A 15,250-nucleotide genomic window follows, 5' to 3' on the forward strand; every position below is an offset into this window, starting at 1 on the left:
AACTCGGTCGTCTCGCAGCACACTCACAAGTTCCAATTGGGCGAAAACTCAGTTCAGCACACGGAATGTGCGATCAATGTAAACCAGAGCCTCGTCTGACTCACCAGGGATCACGTCGAGCACCTCAGCGATCACCGCTGACGATGCGCCAACAGGAGTCACTTGCAGTGCTCGGCAACGCAGCGCAGCGCGCACACCCGGCAGATAGGGTTCACCGGTCTCGAGCGTTTCCCAGCCCTGTTCCTCGGTAAAACGCTCGCCACCTGAGACAGCGAATTCCTTCGCAATCTGAATGTGTCGAGCATCGAGCAGGTGCACGATAAAGGTATCTGCATCTAGCAGCGCCCCAGCGCTACCTGTGGCGCGGGTCACCGAGAACGTCAGTGAAACCGGGTCAAGGCCAACCGAAGCAACACTTGAAGCGGTCAGGCCAGCCGGCCCTTCCGAAGTGTTTGCCGTAATGAGAGCGATACCCGCTGGGTGCTCTCGGAACGCGGTTTTGAAACGATCTGCAACTTCATCAACTTGGCTCACCCGTCCACGCTATCGCTTCGGCGAGTCGCAATGTCAGACGTTCGCTTGAAGCTTCACGAATGTTACGAACTATGCCATCGGCATCGAGACGTTAGGCCATTCCAAGCTGAATTTTGCGGCGGCGAGCATGTGCGCCGATCCACTCAATCATGAGCCAAACAAACCCACCAACCCATGCAATCGCTGAGACCACCGCGAGCACGTACGTGAGCGTATCGGTAGCCGCATGAATCGCGTCTGCGTTTGCGCCATAAGACCCCAACCACACCTGCAGAGTTGAACCGTAACCGGTGTCACCGCCGTCAGGCATGGTGATCCCCAGCATCAAAAAACCGACGCTACTGAGCCATGCTGCGAACGTTGCGCGTTTGCGAGCAGCACCAAGCAGATCTGACTTCACCAGGTAACACTGCACCGCAAGGATCACTTGCATCACGTACGCACCGGCCATCACAAAGATTGGGCCAAACAGCATAAACACGGTGTACCAACCGAACGACCACATCTTGAAGCCGAGTGCCACAAGCGGCAGCACAATGAGCGCGACGCCAGTGATGCGATCAAAACGAGTAAGCGAAGTGTTCATGGTGAAATTCTGCCACCGTCAGCCGCGCTTAGGCACCATAGCTTCAACAAGCTGAGGATCGTCATCGCCCCACGGCGTCACCGCAAGGCGGCGAGCGCTCTCGGCCGGTGCGCCATGTTCGCGCACCACATCGGCAAGCGAAGCCGGAGTGTCATGGGTGACCCGCAAGTATTTGCCTGACCACTCATCGATTTCCCCACGGTGGATCGCCAACACCAAATCTGTCGTAGCCGAGACGGGCGTGAACTCTGTGCGACCCGCGTGCAGTTCCATGCTCTGCGTCATATCGGTGCGTACCGTACCCGGGGCAACTGCGAAAGCCCGTAGACCCTGCGCGAAGCCAGCCTCATGCATGTGCCCGGTCAAACGGATCACGCCGGCCTTGCTTGCCGTGTAGGCCGAAGCTTTCGCCCAGTCCTTTGCGCCTGCGCCAGAAGCCAGCTCAACCACCCGGCAATAGCGATGATGCACACCGTCAACATGAGGAAGCATTCTCGGAATCACTGCGTTCGACACGTTGAATGACCCAATCAAGTTGGTTTCGATAATCTCGCGCCACTCTGCCGGGTCTGCTTCCCAAAGCGCTACTTCACGATCGATCCGACCCGCGGCGTTGACGAGCAGACTCACCGGGGCACCCGCTATTTCAAGATCTCGCGCGAGCTGTTCGGCGGCGATGCCTACCTCAGCCGAATCAGTAATGTCGACCGCGCTGAAAAGGGCCGTACCACCGGCCTCGGCAATCTCGGCGGCAACCTCTTCAAGTAGCTCTGAATTGCGTGCGATCAGCCCAACGTTCACGCCGGACCTTGCGAGGGCGAGTGCGATAGCACGCCCGATCCCACGTGATGCCCCGGTAACAATCGCCGCCGTGGCTTCGGTTTGCCCCAAAACGTTTGTGTTCGCATTCGACTGACTCATGCAACCAGCGTAGCTGGGCGTACACTGCAGTTATGGCCAGGTTGCTTGTGGTTCATCATTCTCCGTCGCTGTCGACGAGGGGGCTCGCTGACGCGGTACTTGCTGGCGCGCGTTTGCCGGAAATCACGGGGGTTGAGGTGGTTGAGCGCGAGGCACTTCAGGCAACTGTCGAAGACGTGCTGAGCGCTGATGGCTATTTGCTCGGAACCACCGCCAACTTTGGGTATTTGTCGGGGGCACTCAAGCACTTTTTTGATACCACGTTTCATGCGACCCACGAGGCCACCCGTAAGCGCCCGTTCTCATATTGGATCCACGGTGGATACGACACCACAGGCGCCGAAATCGCGATGAAGTCGATCACCACCGGTTACGGCTGGCAGCTTGTCGCGGAACCGCTCGTATTCACCGGCGAGGTCGACGAGCAGCAAACTCAACTTGCAGCTGAACTCGGTGCGAATGTTGCGGCCTCGCTTATGGCGTAACCGCATGGGCGACCCACTGCGCGAGAATAAGAGCCCATGGCAATTCTGATTGATCCCCCGGCTTGGCCAGCTCACGGCACACTTTGGAGTCACCTGATCTCTGACAGTGATTACGACGAGCTTCACCTTTTCGCCGCGAAGCTCGGTGCACCGCGTCGCGGCTTTGATTTGGATCACTACGACGTGCCTGCCTCGTTGTACGAGCGGGCTGTCTTGCTCGGGGCCCAAGCTGTGACCGCAAAAGATGTGGTTCATCGGCTACGCGGATCTGGGCTGCGTGTGCGCGGAGTTGACCGTGAAGCTGTGCGTCCATTGCGCCGCCGCCACTATCTACAAAACGAATGGCTCGCGCTGGGAACCCGACTTGAGGTTTCTTCGGCTCTCGACCCAGATGAACGAAACAATTGGCACGCTCTCGGCGCAAATCTGTTGACCCGCTGGAACGAGCCACATCGCAGTTATCACGATGAGCGCCACCTGGAAGACGTGCTGCTCGCCCTGAATCATTTGCAGGTGCGCGGCGAAATGATTGCGCCCGAAACGCTGCTCGCTGCATGGTTCCACGATGCTGTCTATGAAGGCTCCGCCGGAGAGGACGAGGCAGCTTCAGCTGAGCTGGCGCTGCGTTCGCTTACCGATGCAGAATTCGCACTCGATGGTGCACTGGTGGCTAGCGTGGGCGACCACGTACTTGCCACCATTCCAGCAAGGGAGGTAGCGGATCCACCGGCCTCACTCGCTCATCTTCTCGATGCTGACCTTTCCATTTTTGCAGCCTCGCCCACACGCTATGCCGATTATGCTTCTTCGGTTCGCCGAGAGTACGCGCACGTATCTGACAGCGCATTCGCGAACGGTCGCGCTCAGATTCTTGAGAGCTACCTTTTGATGCCGAAGATTTACCGCAGCGATGCCGCGAAAGCGCTGTGGGAAGATCGAGCGCGCGAGAATCTGCGAAGCGAGTTTGCCGAACTTTCGAAGTACTAACGGGAGTTTTTCCACCGCACCTTCAGCAGATCCTGCTACGATCGCAACTTCGGTGAGACGAACTTTTCAGGAGTAGACGATGCAGGCAGTCGCGCAGCCACGCGTACCGCGTGCTTTTGCACGCCTGCTGACGCTGCTCACCGTGCTGACACTCAGCATGCCGACTTTCTGGATGATCGACGTCATGCAGGCTGCCCAAAACGCGAACTCGCCACAGACTTCACACTCGTCGCAACAGACACTGCGATTTGATGAGTCCCGTAGCGAGCAAGAAACGCTCGAGGTCGTTTCAGACGATAAGCCAGAAGGCAGCCCGGGTCTGGACGCTCAGGGAAGCGACACCGAGGGGCTGGTTCACGCAGCCCTCACGCACCCGACCGCCGCAGTTGTGCGCGAGTCGTTTATCCCGGCACCAGCGCTCAGCGGTCTCGAGCGTCAACGCATTTCACGACTATTGCTACCGCTATCACCGGTCAAAGAGGTTCCCACCTCCCCTCCGTTAGTCGCAGCCTAGGGCCCCTAGCTACCTCAGCCGGTGGCACACCGTGCCGTTGTTTTCACGGCGCTCTCCCTTAGCTTCGCGCTGCCCCGTGGCAGCCTCGCGCATTCTTGTGTGAAAACACTGCGCCAACATAGACTTCGCAGAAACGGACTCTCCGCATATGACGACCCCCAAATCGCCCTCCTCACGATCTGAATTCAGTTACTCGGATTCGCCCCAGCACGTCGCACAGCGCCACTACGCCGCGAAACGTCGCCGGCGCAAGCGCCTATTCATCACCATTGCGACCACACTCTCAGTCGCCCTCTTGGCATCAGTGGGCGCGATCGCCTTCGCGCTCGCAGACCTCAATAGAAGTGTGGTGCGCTCAGAATTCCAGCTGCCAATGGTCGAAGACACCTTTGTCGACCCCGGCGAGCAAAACATTCTCATTATGGGCATGGATAGTCGAGTCGATCAGAACGGCAACGAACTGCCCCAGGAAATCTACGATGCACTTCACGCCGGCGGCTCCGACGACGGCGGATACAACGCCAATGTGCTGATGCTCTTGCACATGCCAGCAGATCGCTCAAAAACCGTGGGAATATCGATCCCCCGTGATGATTACGTCGAAATCGTAGGTGCCCCACTCGGCGTAAGCCACTCCAAAATCAAAGAAGCCTACGGCCTGCGCATGTCGGAGCGACTAGGCGAACTCAACGACGACAATGAGGGTCTCTCAGAGGACGAGATCTATCAGGAGGCCCGCGCAGCTGGCCGCCAGGCACAAATCGAAACAGTTTCACACTTCCTTGGCGACGTCAGAATCGACCACTTTGTGGAAATGACCATGGGTGGTTTCTACGAGGTCACGAAGGCCGTCGCCCCCATCAATGTGTGCCTCAACCAGGCCACCGAAGATAGCTTCTCTGGCGCGTATTTTGCGGCTGGCGAGCAAGAAATTGATGCTCAACAGGCCATGAGCTTTGTACGTCAGCGCCGAGATACCAGCGAAGACGGCCCTTACCTCACCGATCTTGACCGGTCACGCCGCCAGCAGGCATTTATGGTCGCTCTCGCTGAGAAGCTGAAGAGCTCAAGCACCTTTATGAATCCGATCACCGTCGCGTCTTTGATGGATGCCACCAAAAACTATGTTGCCCTCGATTCGGGTTTCGACGCGATCACGTTCTTGCGGATCGCAAAGGACGCGGCAAACCACGGTGCTGGTTTTATCACCCTGCCAATTGTTGAATTTGATGAAATCGATGGCAAAGCCGTGAACGTCGTTGATGTTGATGAGATTCAGTCCATCGTTGCGTCAATCTTTGACGGCAGCTACTGGGATCAACCCGCGGAAGATTCCGCCCCAGCAGATGGCACTGCCGAAGAAAGCGACGGCGAAGCGGGCGAAGCACCCGCGGCACCGAGCGAACCGGCGCGCAACGACGCTGGCAACGCAGTTTACGATTCGTGGGATCAGCCGATCCGCACGGGTGGGGTTCCCTGCGTGAACTAGCCAGCCAGGGGGTGTGGTGGGCGCGGAGTGCTGCGCACACCACACCCCACAGCTAGAATTGCTACGTGGCTATTGGTTCAACGATGCTTGTGTTCAGTGTGCAATTGGCCGACGTTGATCGTGGTGTCTACGAAGATTTCACCCTGCGCGTCGCCAAGCACCCCTCAGAGACTGAGGCGTTTATGATCACCCGCATTCTCGCCTACTGCCTCGAATACCAAGACGGCATTGAGTTTGGTGGCGGTGTGTCAACCGCTGAAGACCCCGCTGTGCTCGTCAAAGACCTCACCGGCAAGGTGACCGCTTGGATCGAGGTCGGTTCTCCCGACGCAGCCCGAGTGCACGCCGGCAGCAAACTTGCCGACCACGCCGCGGTATACACCCACCGGGATCCAGCGAAATTGTTGGCGGCTTGGGAGGGCAAAACTATTCACCGTGCAAGCGAGGTAGTGTTGCGCAGCTTTGATTCAAAATTTATTGAGGCAGCAACGGGTGCGTTGGATCGCCGAAACCAGCTCTCCGTCTCAGCGACCGAGGGCACGCTTTACGTGGAGCTCAACGGCGAATCATTTGAGTCCTCCGTGCGAACGCACGACTTGGTGTAGTTGTCACGTCTCACTCGCGAGCGGAAGCGTTCTTGCGCTTGTAAATGCTCGCTCGCTGCCGTCTATCGGGTCGGTGAAGCGGAGCTCGTTAGCAAGCAACTGCAGCGGAATGTTGAAATCGTCAATCGCAACGTCTCGTTCGACTGGATAGAGCGGATCGCCCACGATTGGAATGCCAAGGCTCGCCAAATGCAATCGCAATTGATGGGTTTTGCCTGTGACCGGAGTGAGTCTGTACTCGGCGAGGCGATCCTCGTCGCCCTTTTTGCCGGGCCAGTCAGTAGGCGCGAAGGCAGCGGGAACTTCTGACGCCGGAACTTCACCAATCAGCTCAACAATTGATTCAGAATTTGGGGCGAGGCCAGGCACTTCTTCGGCGCGCATAACTCCGTGCTGTTTCGCGAGATGACTGCGCACCGTTACCGGATAATCGAGGTCATCGCGCAATGGCGCAATCGCCCGGTAGCGCTTGTGAATCGCGCCATCTTGAAACATCGACTGGTACGCGCCGCGCCAGCGCTGCTCGGTGGCAAGCAATAGCAGGCCCGAGGTGACTCGGTCGAGGCGGTGCATCGGCGTAAGCTCAGGCAGCCCGAGCTCAGCTCGCAACCGCACCACAACGCTCTGGGTGACATGGCGGCCCCGCGGAATCGATGACAGGAATGGTGGTTTATCGACGACAAGAATTCGTTCGTCACGGTAGACAACCTGGATCATGCCCGGAACGGGCGCTTCTTCGCGCAGTTCACGATGGAACCAGATAAATGTGTGCGGACGGTAGACCTCGTGCGCCGTAATCTGGCTGCCGTCTTCAAGCACGAAAGTGCCGTTTGCGATCGCTTGATCAACGTCAATGTGCTTGTGCAAGCGTTCGTGCAGCCAGTCACGCATGGTGGCCCAAGCGTGCGGCACTCCGCGAATCGCGTTGTCAGTTCGCAACCACGCTGGATCGAGGCCATTACGTTGCGGTAGCGGAGACTTGGGAGGCACCAGACGATGCTACCGCGCGCTGCCGGGCCGCTGGTTCAGGAGGGTCTGAGTGTGCGGGCGCTCCATCGGCCATTGGCGTGCTCGACGCTGATCGGATGTTCGAAAGCCTGTGTCACAAGCTCGGTACGCAGCACCTCGGTCACCGGGCCGGCAGCGACAACAGCACCGTGTGAGAGCAGCACAGCGTGACTGGTGGTCTCGGGAATCTCTTCGAGGTGATGCGTTACCAGCACTGAGGCGAGGCCTGGATGGGTGCTGTCGAGCAGATCAATGGTTTCGAGCAACTGCTCTCGTGCAGCGACATCGAGTCCCGTTGATGGTTCATCGAGGAGCAGCAGTTTTGGCTCAGAAATGAGAGCGCGCGCAATCAAGGCGCGCCCGCGTTCGCCCTGTGAGAGGTTTGTCCAACGGTGCTCTGATTTGCCGCCAAGACCAAGCAGATCTACCAGTTCGCGCGCTTTGACGAGTTCTGCTTCGCTGGGCTGCCAACGCATCATCAGTTCGATGCTGCCAGTGAGTCCTGTCAGCACAACCTCGGTGATGGTGAGTGGTGATTGCAGTGGGTGTCGCGGATTCACGTGCCCTATCTCGCGGCGAAGTGCCTGCAACTCGACTCTGCCAAGGCGATGGCCGAGCAGATCGACGGTGCCGGTCGTCGGAAATGTTTGCGCCCCACAAAAACCCAGAATGGTACTTTTGCCAGCTCCGTTTGGTCCGAGCATCACCCAGTGTTCACCAGCATGAATTGAAAACGAGACAGCGTCGAGAATCTCACGACCGTCACGCCTAAAGGTCACCTGGTTGAGTTCGACAACGGGAGTGGTTGCTGCGCCTGCGCTCATGCAAACATTCCTTTCAGTGCGTCAAGGTGGGCACGGCTTGTTCGAGCGGCGAGTTGCGCGTTTCGATCAGCAATAGCTTCGATGATCTGTGCATGGGCATCCTGATCCGCTTCTTCAGAAGGAACCGGGTGCAAGCGCAGCATCTCGATCATGACTTTGCGAATTCGCGGCACGAAGCCGTCAAAGAGTTCGAGCAGTAGTTCGTTGTGCGAGGCAGCGACAATCGCGCGGTGCAGCGCCATGTCTGCGTCAACATGCGATTCAATGCTCTCTTGTGTTTGTTCTCTGAGCTGCAGCGCTTTGCGCATGTGTCGCAGATCAGCCGGGGTGCGCCTGGTCGCAGCGAGCGAGGCTGCTTCAGTCTCGATGGCGCTGCGGGCTTCTAGTGCTGAGACAATATCGACGCGCTTAAGTACAAGGTCCCAGTCTTCGGCGATATCGAGTGCGATGACGAAGACGCCTGCACCTTGGCGCGATTCGAGCACGCCTTGCCCTGCCAGTTGACGTATTGCTTCACGCACAGTCGAACGACCGACGCCAAGTTGCGGGCCAAGTGTCGTCTCGCCCGGCAGCTTTGATCCGAGCGTCCACTCGCCGCTTCGAATGCGCGCGAGCAAGAGTGTTGCCGCTTGGTCAGCGAGGGGAGTTCTTTTTACCTGCTCCATCACAAAACCCATCTACTTGTCTGAGGAGTTGAGTCTACCCTAGCGAACGCCACCGAGGCGAACCGGCCCCACCCCCTCTTCGCCCAGCTGATCCCCCGGATTCAAAACATTGCAGGTATTGAGCGACAGGCAACCGCAGCCAATACATCCGACAAGTTCATCCTCTAACTGCTGCAACTCCCGCCTGCGTTCTTCAAGTCGCTCGCGCCAAGAATTCGAGATGCGCCGCCAATCACTCTTGCTCGGCATGCGATCATCTGGCAACTTCGCGAAGACCTCGGTAAGTTCAGCCAGCGGAATGCCAAAACGTCTCGCAGCTAGGATCACTCCGATGCGACGCAAAACATACCTCGGGTAACGGCGCTGATTGCCCGCAGTGCGCTCGGCAGTGATGAGTCCCTGCTCCTCATAAAAGCGTACGGCGCTCGTAGCGATACCGGCCCGTTTTGCCACCTCACCGACCGTGAGGAGATCCTGTGGCGTTCTGCGTTCTTGCACGGCACCCTCCCAGCTTGACTTCAAGTTAACTTGAAGTTCTAGATTAACTCTCATGACTGAAACTTCGCCGAATACTGGCACCATAGACCTGCCACCAACACCCGAATCAGAACAAGCCTCCGCGCCAAAAACGCGGGCAAAACCCACCCCTTACAAAACAGGAAGCTGGGCCCACCTCTTCAGCGGTGAACACCGCACGGTCGTCGTCGTTCTCGCTAGTGGTGTTGGCCTGTACGCAATGAACCTGTACTTCATTGCTTCACTGATGCCATCTATCGTGGCCGAAATCGGCGGAGCACACCTCTACGCCTGGGCATCAACCGCCTACCTCATCACCGCCGTGATCGCGACCCTGATAGTTGGCCGACTACTAGGCACCATCGGCGCAGGTCGCTCATACACACTCGCCCTCGCGCTATTCACGTTCGGCACTGCGGCGAGCGCACTCGCACCGACCATGGAACTGTTTGTCACCGGGCGGGCAGTGCAGGGCCTCGGCGCAGGCGCACTCACTGGCCTCGGCTACGCCGTCATACGCACCACCCTGCCCGCGGAACTCTGGACCCGAAGCACTGGCCTCATCTCTGGCATGTTCGGGGTAGGCACACTCATCGGCCCAGCAATCGGGGGTCTCTCAGCACAGCTTGGATTCTGGCGAAGTGCACTCTGGCTACTCTGCGCCGTATCGCTTGTGCTGATCCTCGTCTCCCTCAAAGCTCTCGGCTTCGCAGCCCCCGAACGAATCGCGCAGCCCCCGTTGCCCCTGCTTTCCATGCTGCTGCTCACCGCAGTAGCGGCCCTGCTGAGCTTCGCGTCAACCAGTACCGGCATCGCGGTGCCGCTACTGCTCGCAGCTAGCGTGCTCGCGCTAGTCACCTTCTTCTGGCTTGACCGACGCACCCCACACGGCGTTTTGCCCCGTGCGACCTACCAGCGCGGCAACTCACTCAAATGGATATACCTCACTGTCGCTGCTCTTTGCGCCGGAGTAACCGTCGAAAACTTCATTCCGCTCTACACGCAACAGCTTGCTGGAGTGACGCCACTCATCGCTGGAATCATTGGCGCTGTACTCTCAGTGGGTTGGACCAGCGCGCAACTGATCAGCGTGAACTACTCGGGAGTAACCGCCGATCGAATCGTTCGCTTCGCGCCCTGGCTGCTCAGCGTGGCTCTGATCGCCTACGGTGCGCTACAAACCGCAGGGGTAGGCACCGGCATGGTGGTGCTCTGGGCAATCTTGCTTATTGTCGCTGGTGCAGGCGTTGGCCTAGCATTTCCGCACCTCTCGTCCGCCGCCATGCGCAGTTCAGCTGACCCCATTGAAGGCGTAAAAGCCTCTGCAGCGATGAGCACCACCCAGCTGATCGCGTTCACGCTCACCTCGGCAATCGCCGGAAACCTGATGACCCTCGGCAACGGTGTTCCGGTCGCAGAGGCTCGCTGGGTGATTCTCGGCGTTGCGGGACTCTCACTGATTGCACTATTCGCGGCACCTTTGGCGACGCGCGCTGCGACCCAGGACAGCAGCAAGTCCAGCTAGCTAAGCGCAGCTCCAGCAGCCGTGTTACCCTTGTTTCGTGGAGATGATTGAAATAGACGGCGCTTAGCCACTACGCGTGGCACCCGCTGCTGCCCCAGAGGGCAATGCAGTTCAGGGTTTTACAGCGTTTCGTAGTCGAAACCTCGGCTCCTTTTGCCGCACACGGTTTCTGTTCACCGCCGCATTCGACGGCAACCACACAGCACAGCTATCGACGCACCTCTTTTTCAGTGCGCCCTCACGCTAGATCGCCGAATCTTTTCGCGATCCAGCGTTTTAGAGCCCGCGTAGTTTCGATCGCTGTGCACAAGGAGGTAACCATGTCTCATACTTCAACTGTTTCTTTGCATCAGCTCAGCTTCGAATGGCCCGACGGCAGTATTGCGCTGCAGTCAATCGACGGCGCATTCGGTAGTGGCACTACCGGACTGATCGGCAACAACGGCGCCGGCAAGTCGACTCTGCTCAAACTCATCGCAGGAATCTTGCAGCCAACATCTGGCCGCATTGATAGCAATGGCGAGGTGGGGTATCTACCGCAAACCCTAACGCTCGGCCGCGACACCACAGTTGCCGAATTGCTCGGCATTCACCAAACGCTCGAAGCGATTCGGGCAATCGAATCGGGCGATGTCGATCAGGCACACTTTGATCAGATTGGTGACGACTGGGATATCGAGTCGCGCGCAGATGAAGCTCTGCACCAGATTGGATTCTCGGCTGAGGATCTTGATCGAAGTGTGGCCGAGCTTTCAGGAGGCGAAAGCATGCTGATTGCGATTGTCGGGCTCAAGATTCGGCGCACAGCGATCACCCTGCTCGATGAGCCAACGAACAACCTTGATCGCGCCACCAGAGCTAAACTCGCGCAGTTCATTGCCGAGTGGCCGGGCACCCTCATTATTGTGAGCCACGACATTGAACTACTTGACCGCATGCAGCAGACAGCTGAACTACACGCTGGCCGACTCGAAAGCTTTGGCGGGCCCTACAGTGAGTGGAAGATTCACCGCGAGGCCGAGCAAGCCGCAGCCGAACAGGCGGCAACCACAGCTAAGCAAGCCCTGAAAGCCGAGAAGCGTCAACGCGCTGAAGCCGAAGTGAAGCTCGCCCGGCGCGAACGCACCGCGAAGAAGACGCAGCGTGACGGCGGTATTCCGAAGATTATCGCGGGCATGCGCGCCAATAGCGCTCAGGTTGCGGCAGGCTCGCTACGCAGCACAATGGAAGGCAAAGTACAAGCCGCTCAGGCAGCGCTTGATGAAGCAGACTCACGGGTGCGAGATGAGAGCAAAATCAACCTGACGCTGCCTGACCCGGGAGTGCCGCGCAGTCGAAAGATTGCCGAGCTGCGTGACGGCGACCAGCAAATCATCGTGCAGGGGCCAGAGCGGGTGGCGCTCATCGGCGCCAATGGTAGCGGCAAGTCAACGCTGCTCACGCAGATGCTTCGCGGCACTGAGCCAGAGCCAGGCAAGCCCCAGGGTCGGTTGCTCGCAGAACACATCGGCTACCTGCCGCAGCGCCTCGACGGTCTCGATGAGGCGGCAAGCGCGGTAAAGAATGTGCAGGCGGTGGCCTCTGGCACGCCGGAGGGAACCATTCGGAATCAATTGGCCAGGCTGCTGCTTCGTGGCAATAGTGCCGACCGGGCAGTCAACACCCTCTCGGGCGGCGAACGCTTCCGGGTGTCTATCGCGAAACTGCTGCTGGCCGATCCAACGCCCCAAGTGTTGCTGCTTGATGAGCCGACGAACAACCTTGACATGTCGAGTATCGAACAGCTGGCACAGGCCCTTGACGCTTACAAGGGCGCCCTCATTGTGGTGAGCCACGATTTTGCGTTTTTGTCGAGGATCGGCATTGACACGGTGGTTGAACTCGATGGGGGCATGCGCCGCTTGGGTGAACTTCCCAAGTAGCTCTCCTCGCGCGCAGGCTTTCGCACGGCCTCCCGCGGTTGCCAAGTTTGAGAGTTCTGCCTTTGGTGAGGCAATTTTGCCAATTTTGTCCCACCAAAGGCAGCTCTCTCACCGGCTGCCATACGAAAAAAACCGCAGACTTTTCAGGCTGATCTGGGAAGATGAAGTATGCCCCCATCTGCGCCAGATCAGTCGCCAGACGCCTCACCAGAACTCGTGAGCATTGCCGAGAACACACCGCTGAGCGACGCCCAGGTGCGCGAGCGCGTGGCGCGGGGCGAAAGCAATGCAGTTGAGGCTCGCACGAGTCGCAGTTTTGGCGAGATTATCTTCGCGAATGTGTTCACCCGCGTCAACCTGATCTATTCGGTGCTGTTTGCTTTGGTGCTCGGCACCGGGTATTTCATCGACGGCATGTTTGGCCTGCTCATCATCGTGAACAGCGTGGTTGGCATGGTGCAAGAGATCCGCGCGAAACAGACCCTTGACCGACTCGCTCTGCTCAATCGCACTCCCACGAAAGTGCGCCGCGAGCAGGGCGTGATCGAGGTGCAATCAGAAGAAATTGTGCTCGATGACATTGTTGTGATTGCCGCCGGTGATCAGATTCCAGTTGATGGCATTGTGGTCGACGAGGTTGCGCTTGAAATCGATGAATCGCTGCTCACCGGCGAATCGGATCCGGTGCTCGCGCACCGCGGCGCACAGGTGCTTTCGGGCAGTTTTGTTGTCGCTGGATCGGGCAGTTTTGTGGCGACTGCCGTTGGGGCAAATGCTTACGCCGAAAAGATCGCCCGTGAGGCCGGTGCTTTCAGGAAACCTCCTTCTCAGCTACGCGCGGGTATCGACAAGATTCTGAAGTACGTCACTTGGGTGCTCATTCCGGTTGGTGCGGCCACTGTGTGGAACCAGCTTGCCGGTGGCCAGGAGTGGCGTGATGCCGTGCGCGGCTTGGTGGCGGCACTCGTACCTATGGTGCCCGAGGGTTTGGTGCTGATGACCAGCATCGCCATGGCCGTCGGCGTGGTGCGCCTTGGCCGCCGCAACTGTCTGGTGCAAGATCTGCCCGCAATTGAGCAACTTGCCCGTGTCGATGTGGTGTGCACTGATAAAACTGGAACTCTCACCGAAGACGGCATGCGGGTGAGCCGAATAGAGCTCGTTTCAGAACTCGATTCAGCCGGTGTCGAGCTGAGCCAGCTTGAGGCTCATGCCGAAGAATCTGCGCGGGAGGTTCCGCCCGCACTCGCCTCGGCGCTCAGCACAATCGGCTTCGCCGAGGGCAACCCGAATAGCAGTATGGTTGCAATTCTTGAGTATTTGGAGAGCGCGGAACAGCTCCCGACGGCAAGAAACGTCGCGTTCTCTTCGGCCCGCAAGTGGGCTGCGGTGCAGCTTGACAGCGCACATGAAGGAACCTTGAGTTGGGTGTTTGGCGCTCCAGACGTGCTCTTGCCCGCTGGAAATATCGCGAGCGATCGAGCAGAGGCTCTCGCGCAAAAGGGCATGCGCGTGTTGGCACTCGCTGGATCGCCTGAGGCTTTGCCCGCCGATACTCTGCCGGGCGCTCTCAGCCCGGTTGCGCTCGTCGTGCTCGACCAGAGGCTGCGTGCTGAGGCCCCCGGTGCCATTCAATACTTCACTGAGCAGCAGGTTGGCATCAAGGTCATCTCGGGCGATAACGCTGCCGCTGTTGGCGCGATCGCTTCGCAGGCCGGCGTGCCTCGCGGTCGCGATGCGATTGATGCGCGCACGCTCGATCCGGAGTCGAGTGAGTTCTCTGATTCGGTGGCAGAACACGCTGCCTTTGGTCGGGTAACTCCGACGCAGAAGCGCGCTATGGTGCACGCGTTGCAGGGCGAAGGTCACGTGGTGGCGATGACTGGAGACGGTGTCAATGATGTGCTTGCGCTTAAAGACTCAGATGTTGGTGTCGCGATGGGTTCTGGTTCGCCGGCTGCTCGAGCGGTCTCGCGTATTGTGTTGCTAGATAATTCCTTTGCCACTCTGCCTCACGTGGTTGCTGAGGGTCGCCGTGTGATCGGCAATATTGAACGTGTTGCCACGCTGTTTTTGACGAAGACGCTCTATTCGGCGCTGCTCGCGTTTTTGGTTGTGGTGACCACCATTCCTTACCCGTTTTTGCCTCGCCATGTCACGTTGATCGCTTGGTTTACGATTGGCATTCCGTCGTTCTTCTTGGCGCTCGCGCCAAACGCGGCAAGAGCGCAAGATGGTTTTGTGCGACGTGTGCTCGGTGAAGCTGTGCCTGGTGGAATAGGTGCAGCGCTCTCGTCGTTTGGCGCGTATCTCACGGCGCGAGCGGTGTTTGGCACTGATGACTCGATGCGGGTGTTGAACTCGTCCACGGCCTTTCTCGGGCTCGTGATTGTGTCGTTCTTTGTGCTCGCAATGGTGGCAAGGCCGTATCGCGGCTGGAAGATCGCACTGGTGGCTACTATGGCGGGCTGCATGCTGACCGTCATGATCACGCCGCTGGGCAGCAGAGTCTTTGACGTTGATCTTCACGATTGGCGCGCGGTGTTGATTGCAGTGTGCTTTGGTATCGGTGGCATTGCTGTGCGTTCTATTGTGTGGCGTGTGATGCGCCGTTTTGTGCCACCGCCGACGAACTAATCGCGTTTGTAGAGCGCGCTGTAGATCAACGG

15 protein-coding genes are annotated in these 15,250 nt (G+C 58.6%); 8 read left to right on the forward strand and 7 right to left on the reverse strand.

Features of this window, described 5'->3' with window-relative positions:
- Positions 1–48: 48 nt before the first annotated feature.
- The 3 genes from QBL02_RS00105 to QBL02_RS00115 form a co-directional block, all read right to left on the reverse strand.
- Positions 49–534, reverse strand: coding sequence for a flavin reductase family protein (locus QBL02_RS00105; protein WP_282724294.1), 486 nt, complete (start codon positions 532–534; stop codon positions 49–51).
- Positions 535–625: 91 nt separating this feature from the next.
- The gene (locus QBL02_RS00110) at positions 626–1,120 is read right to left on the reverse strand and encodes a hypothetical protein (RefSeq protein WP_282724296.1); all 495 of its coding nucleotides are present in this window, start codon (positions 1,118–1,120) and stop codon (positions 626–628) included.
- Between the two features lie 18 nt (positions 1,121–1,138).
- Positions 1,139–2,041: an SDR family oxidoreductase gene (locus tag QBL02_RS00115; protein WP_282724297.1), complete on the reverse strand. Its 903-nt coding sequence runs from the start codon at positions 2,039–2,041 to the stop codon at positions 1,139–1,141.
- 32 nt (positions 2,042–2,073) lie between these two features.
- On the opposite strand from QBL02_RS00115, the gene QBL02_RS00120 reads away from it, so the two are divergent.
- The 5 genes from QBL02_RS00120 (at position 2,074) to QBL02_RS00140 (ending at position 6,121) form a co-directional block, all read left to right on the forward strand.
- Entirely contained in the window at positions 2,074–2,526 is a 453-nt protein-coding gene (locus tag QBL02_RS00120; RefSeq protein ID WP_282724298.1) for an NAD(P)H-dependent oxidoreductase, read from the forward strand.
- A gap of 36 nt (positions 2,527–2,562) precedes the next feature.
- Positions 2,563–3,513, forward strand: coding sequence for a DUF4031 domain-containing protein (locus QBL02_RS00125; protein WP_282724299.1), 951 nt, complete (start codon positions 2,563–2,565; stop codon positions 3,511–3,513).
- Between the two features lie 79 nt (positions 3,514–3,592).
- Positions 3,593–4,027: a hypothetical protein gene (locus QBL02_RS00130; RefSeq protein WP_282724301.1), complete on the forward strand. Its 435-nt coding sequence runs from the start codon at positions 3,593–3,595 to the stop codon at positions 4,025–4,027.
- Between the two features lie 148 nt (positions 4,028–4,175).
- Positions 4,176–5,516 carry an LCP family protein gene (locus QBL02_RS00135; protein ID WP_282724302.1) on the forward strand — a complete coding sequence of 447 codons (1,341 nt, stop codon included), beginning with the start codon at positions 4,176–4,178 and terminating at the stop codon, positions 5,514–5,516.
- A gap of 65 nt (positions 5,517–5,581) precedes the next feature.
- Positions 5,582–6,121 carry a YaeQ family protein gene (locus QBL02_RS00140; protein ID WP_282724303.1) on the forward strand — a complete coding sequence of 180 codons (540 nt, stop codon included), beginning with the start codon at positions 5,582–5,584 and terminating at the stop codon, positions 6,119–6,121.
- Between the two features lie 3 nt (positions 6,122–6,124).
- Here the strand turns inward: QBL02_RS00140 and QBL02_RS00145 are convergent, their stop codons facing one another.
- The 4 genes from QBL02_RS00145 to soxR are packed head-to-tail and all read right to left on the reverse strand — an operon-like array spanning position 6,125 to position 9,170.
- Positions 6,125–7,111, reverse strand: a complete 987-nt coding sequence (locus tag QBL02_RS00145; RefSeq protein WP_282724304.1) for a pseudouridine synthase — start codon at positions 7,109–7,111, stop codon at positions 6,125–6,127.
- A gap of 35 nt (positions 7,112–7,146) precedes the next feature.
- A complete protein-coding gene (locus QBL02_RS00150; RefSeq protein ID WP_282724305.1) occupies positions 7,147–7,953 on the reverse strand; it encodes an ATP-binding cassette domain-containing protein in 807 nt (268 codons plus the stop codon).
- Positions 7,950–8,618, reverse strand: coding sequence for a FadR/GntR family transcriptional regulator (locus QBL02_RS00155; RefSeq protein WP_282724306.1), 669 nt, complete (start codon positions 8,616–8,618; stop codon positions 7,950–7,952). Before QBL02_RS00155 ends, QBL02_RS00150 begins: the two co-directional genes overlap by 4 nt.
- 39 nt (positions 8,619–8,657) lie before the next feature.
- On the reverse strand, positions 8,658–9,170 hold the full coding sequence (gene soxR / locus QBL02_RS00160; protein ID WP_282724308.1) for a redox-sensitive transcriptional activator SoxR: 513 nt from the start codon (positions 9,168–9,170) through the stop codon (positions 8,658–8,660).
- On the opposite strand from soxR, the gene QBL02_RS00165 reads away from it, so the two are divergent.
- The 3 genes from QBL02_RS00165 to QBL02_RS00175 all read left to right on the forward strand — a co-directional run bounded on the left by QBL02_RS00165 (position 9,169) and on the right by QBL02_RS00175 (position 15,218).
- Positions 9,169–10,659: an MFS transporter gene (locus tag QBL02_RS00165; protein ID WP_282724309.1), complete on the forward strand. Its 1,491-nt coding sequence runs from the start codon at positions 9,169–9,171 to the stop codon at positions 10,657–10,659. The two genes, soxR and QBL02_RS00165, sit on opposite strands and share 2 nt — an antisense overlap.
- A gap of 320 nt (positions 10,660–10,979) precedes the next feature.
- Entirely contained in the window at positions 10,980–12,581 is a 1,602-nt protein-coding gene (locus QBL02_RS00170; protein WP_282724310.1) for an ABC-F family ATP-binding cassette domain-containing protein, read from the forward strand.
- A 168-nt stretch (positions 12,582–12,749) separates the two neighbouring features.
- The gene (locus QBL02_RS00175) at positions 12,750–15,218 is read left to right on the forward strand and encodes an HAD-IC family P-type ATPase (protein WP_282724311.1); all 2,469 of its coding nucleotides are present in this window, start codon (positions 12,750–12,752) and stop codon (positions 15,216–15,218) included.
- Positions 15,219–15,250 lie beyond the last annotated feature (32 nt).

Source organism: Leucobacter sp. UT-8R-CII-1-4 (assembly GCF_030010235.1).
Taxonomy (GTDB): Bacteria; Actinomycetota; Actinomycetes; order Actinomycetales; family Microbacteriaceae; genus Leucobacter.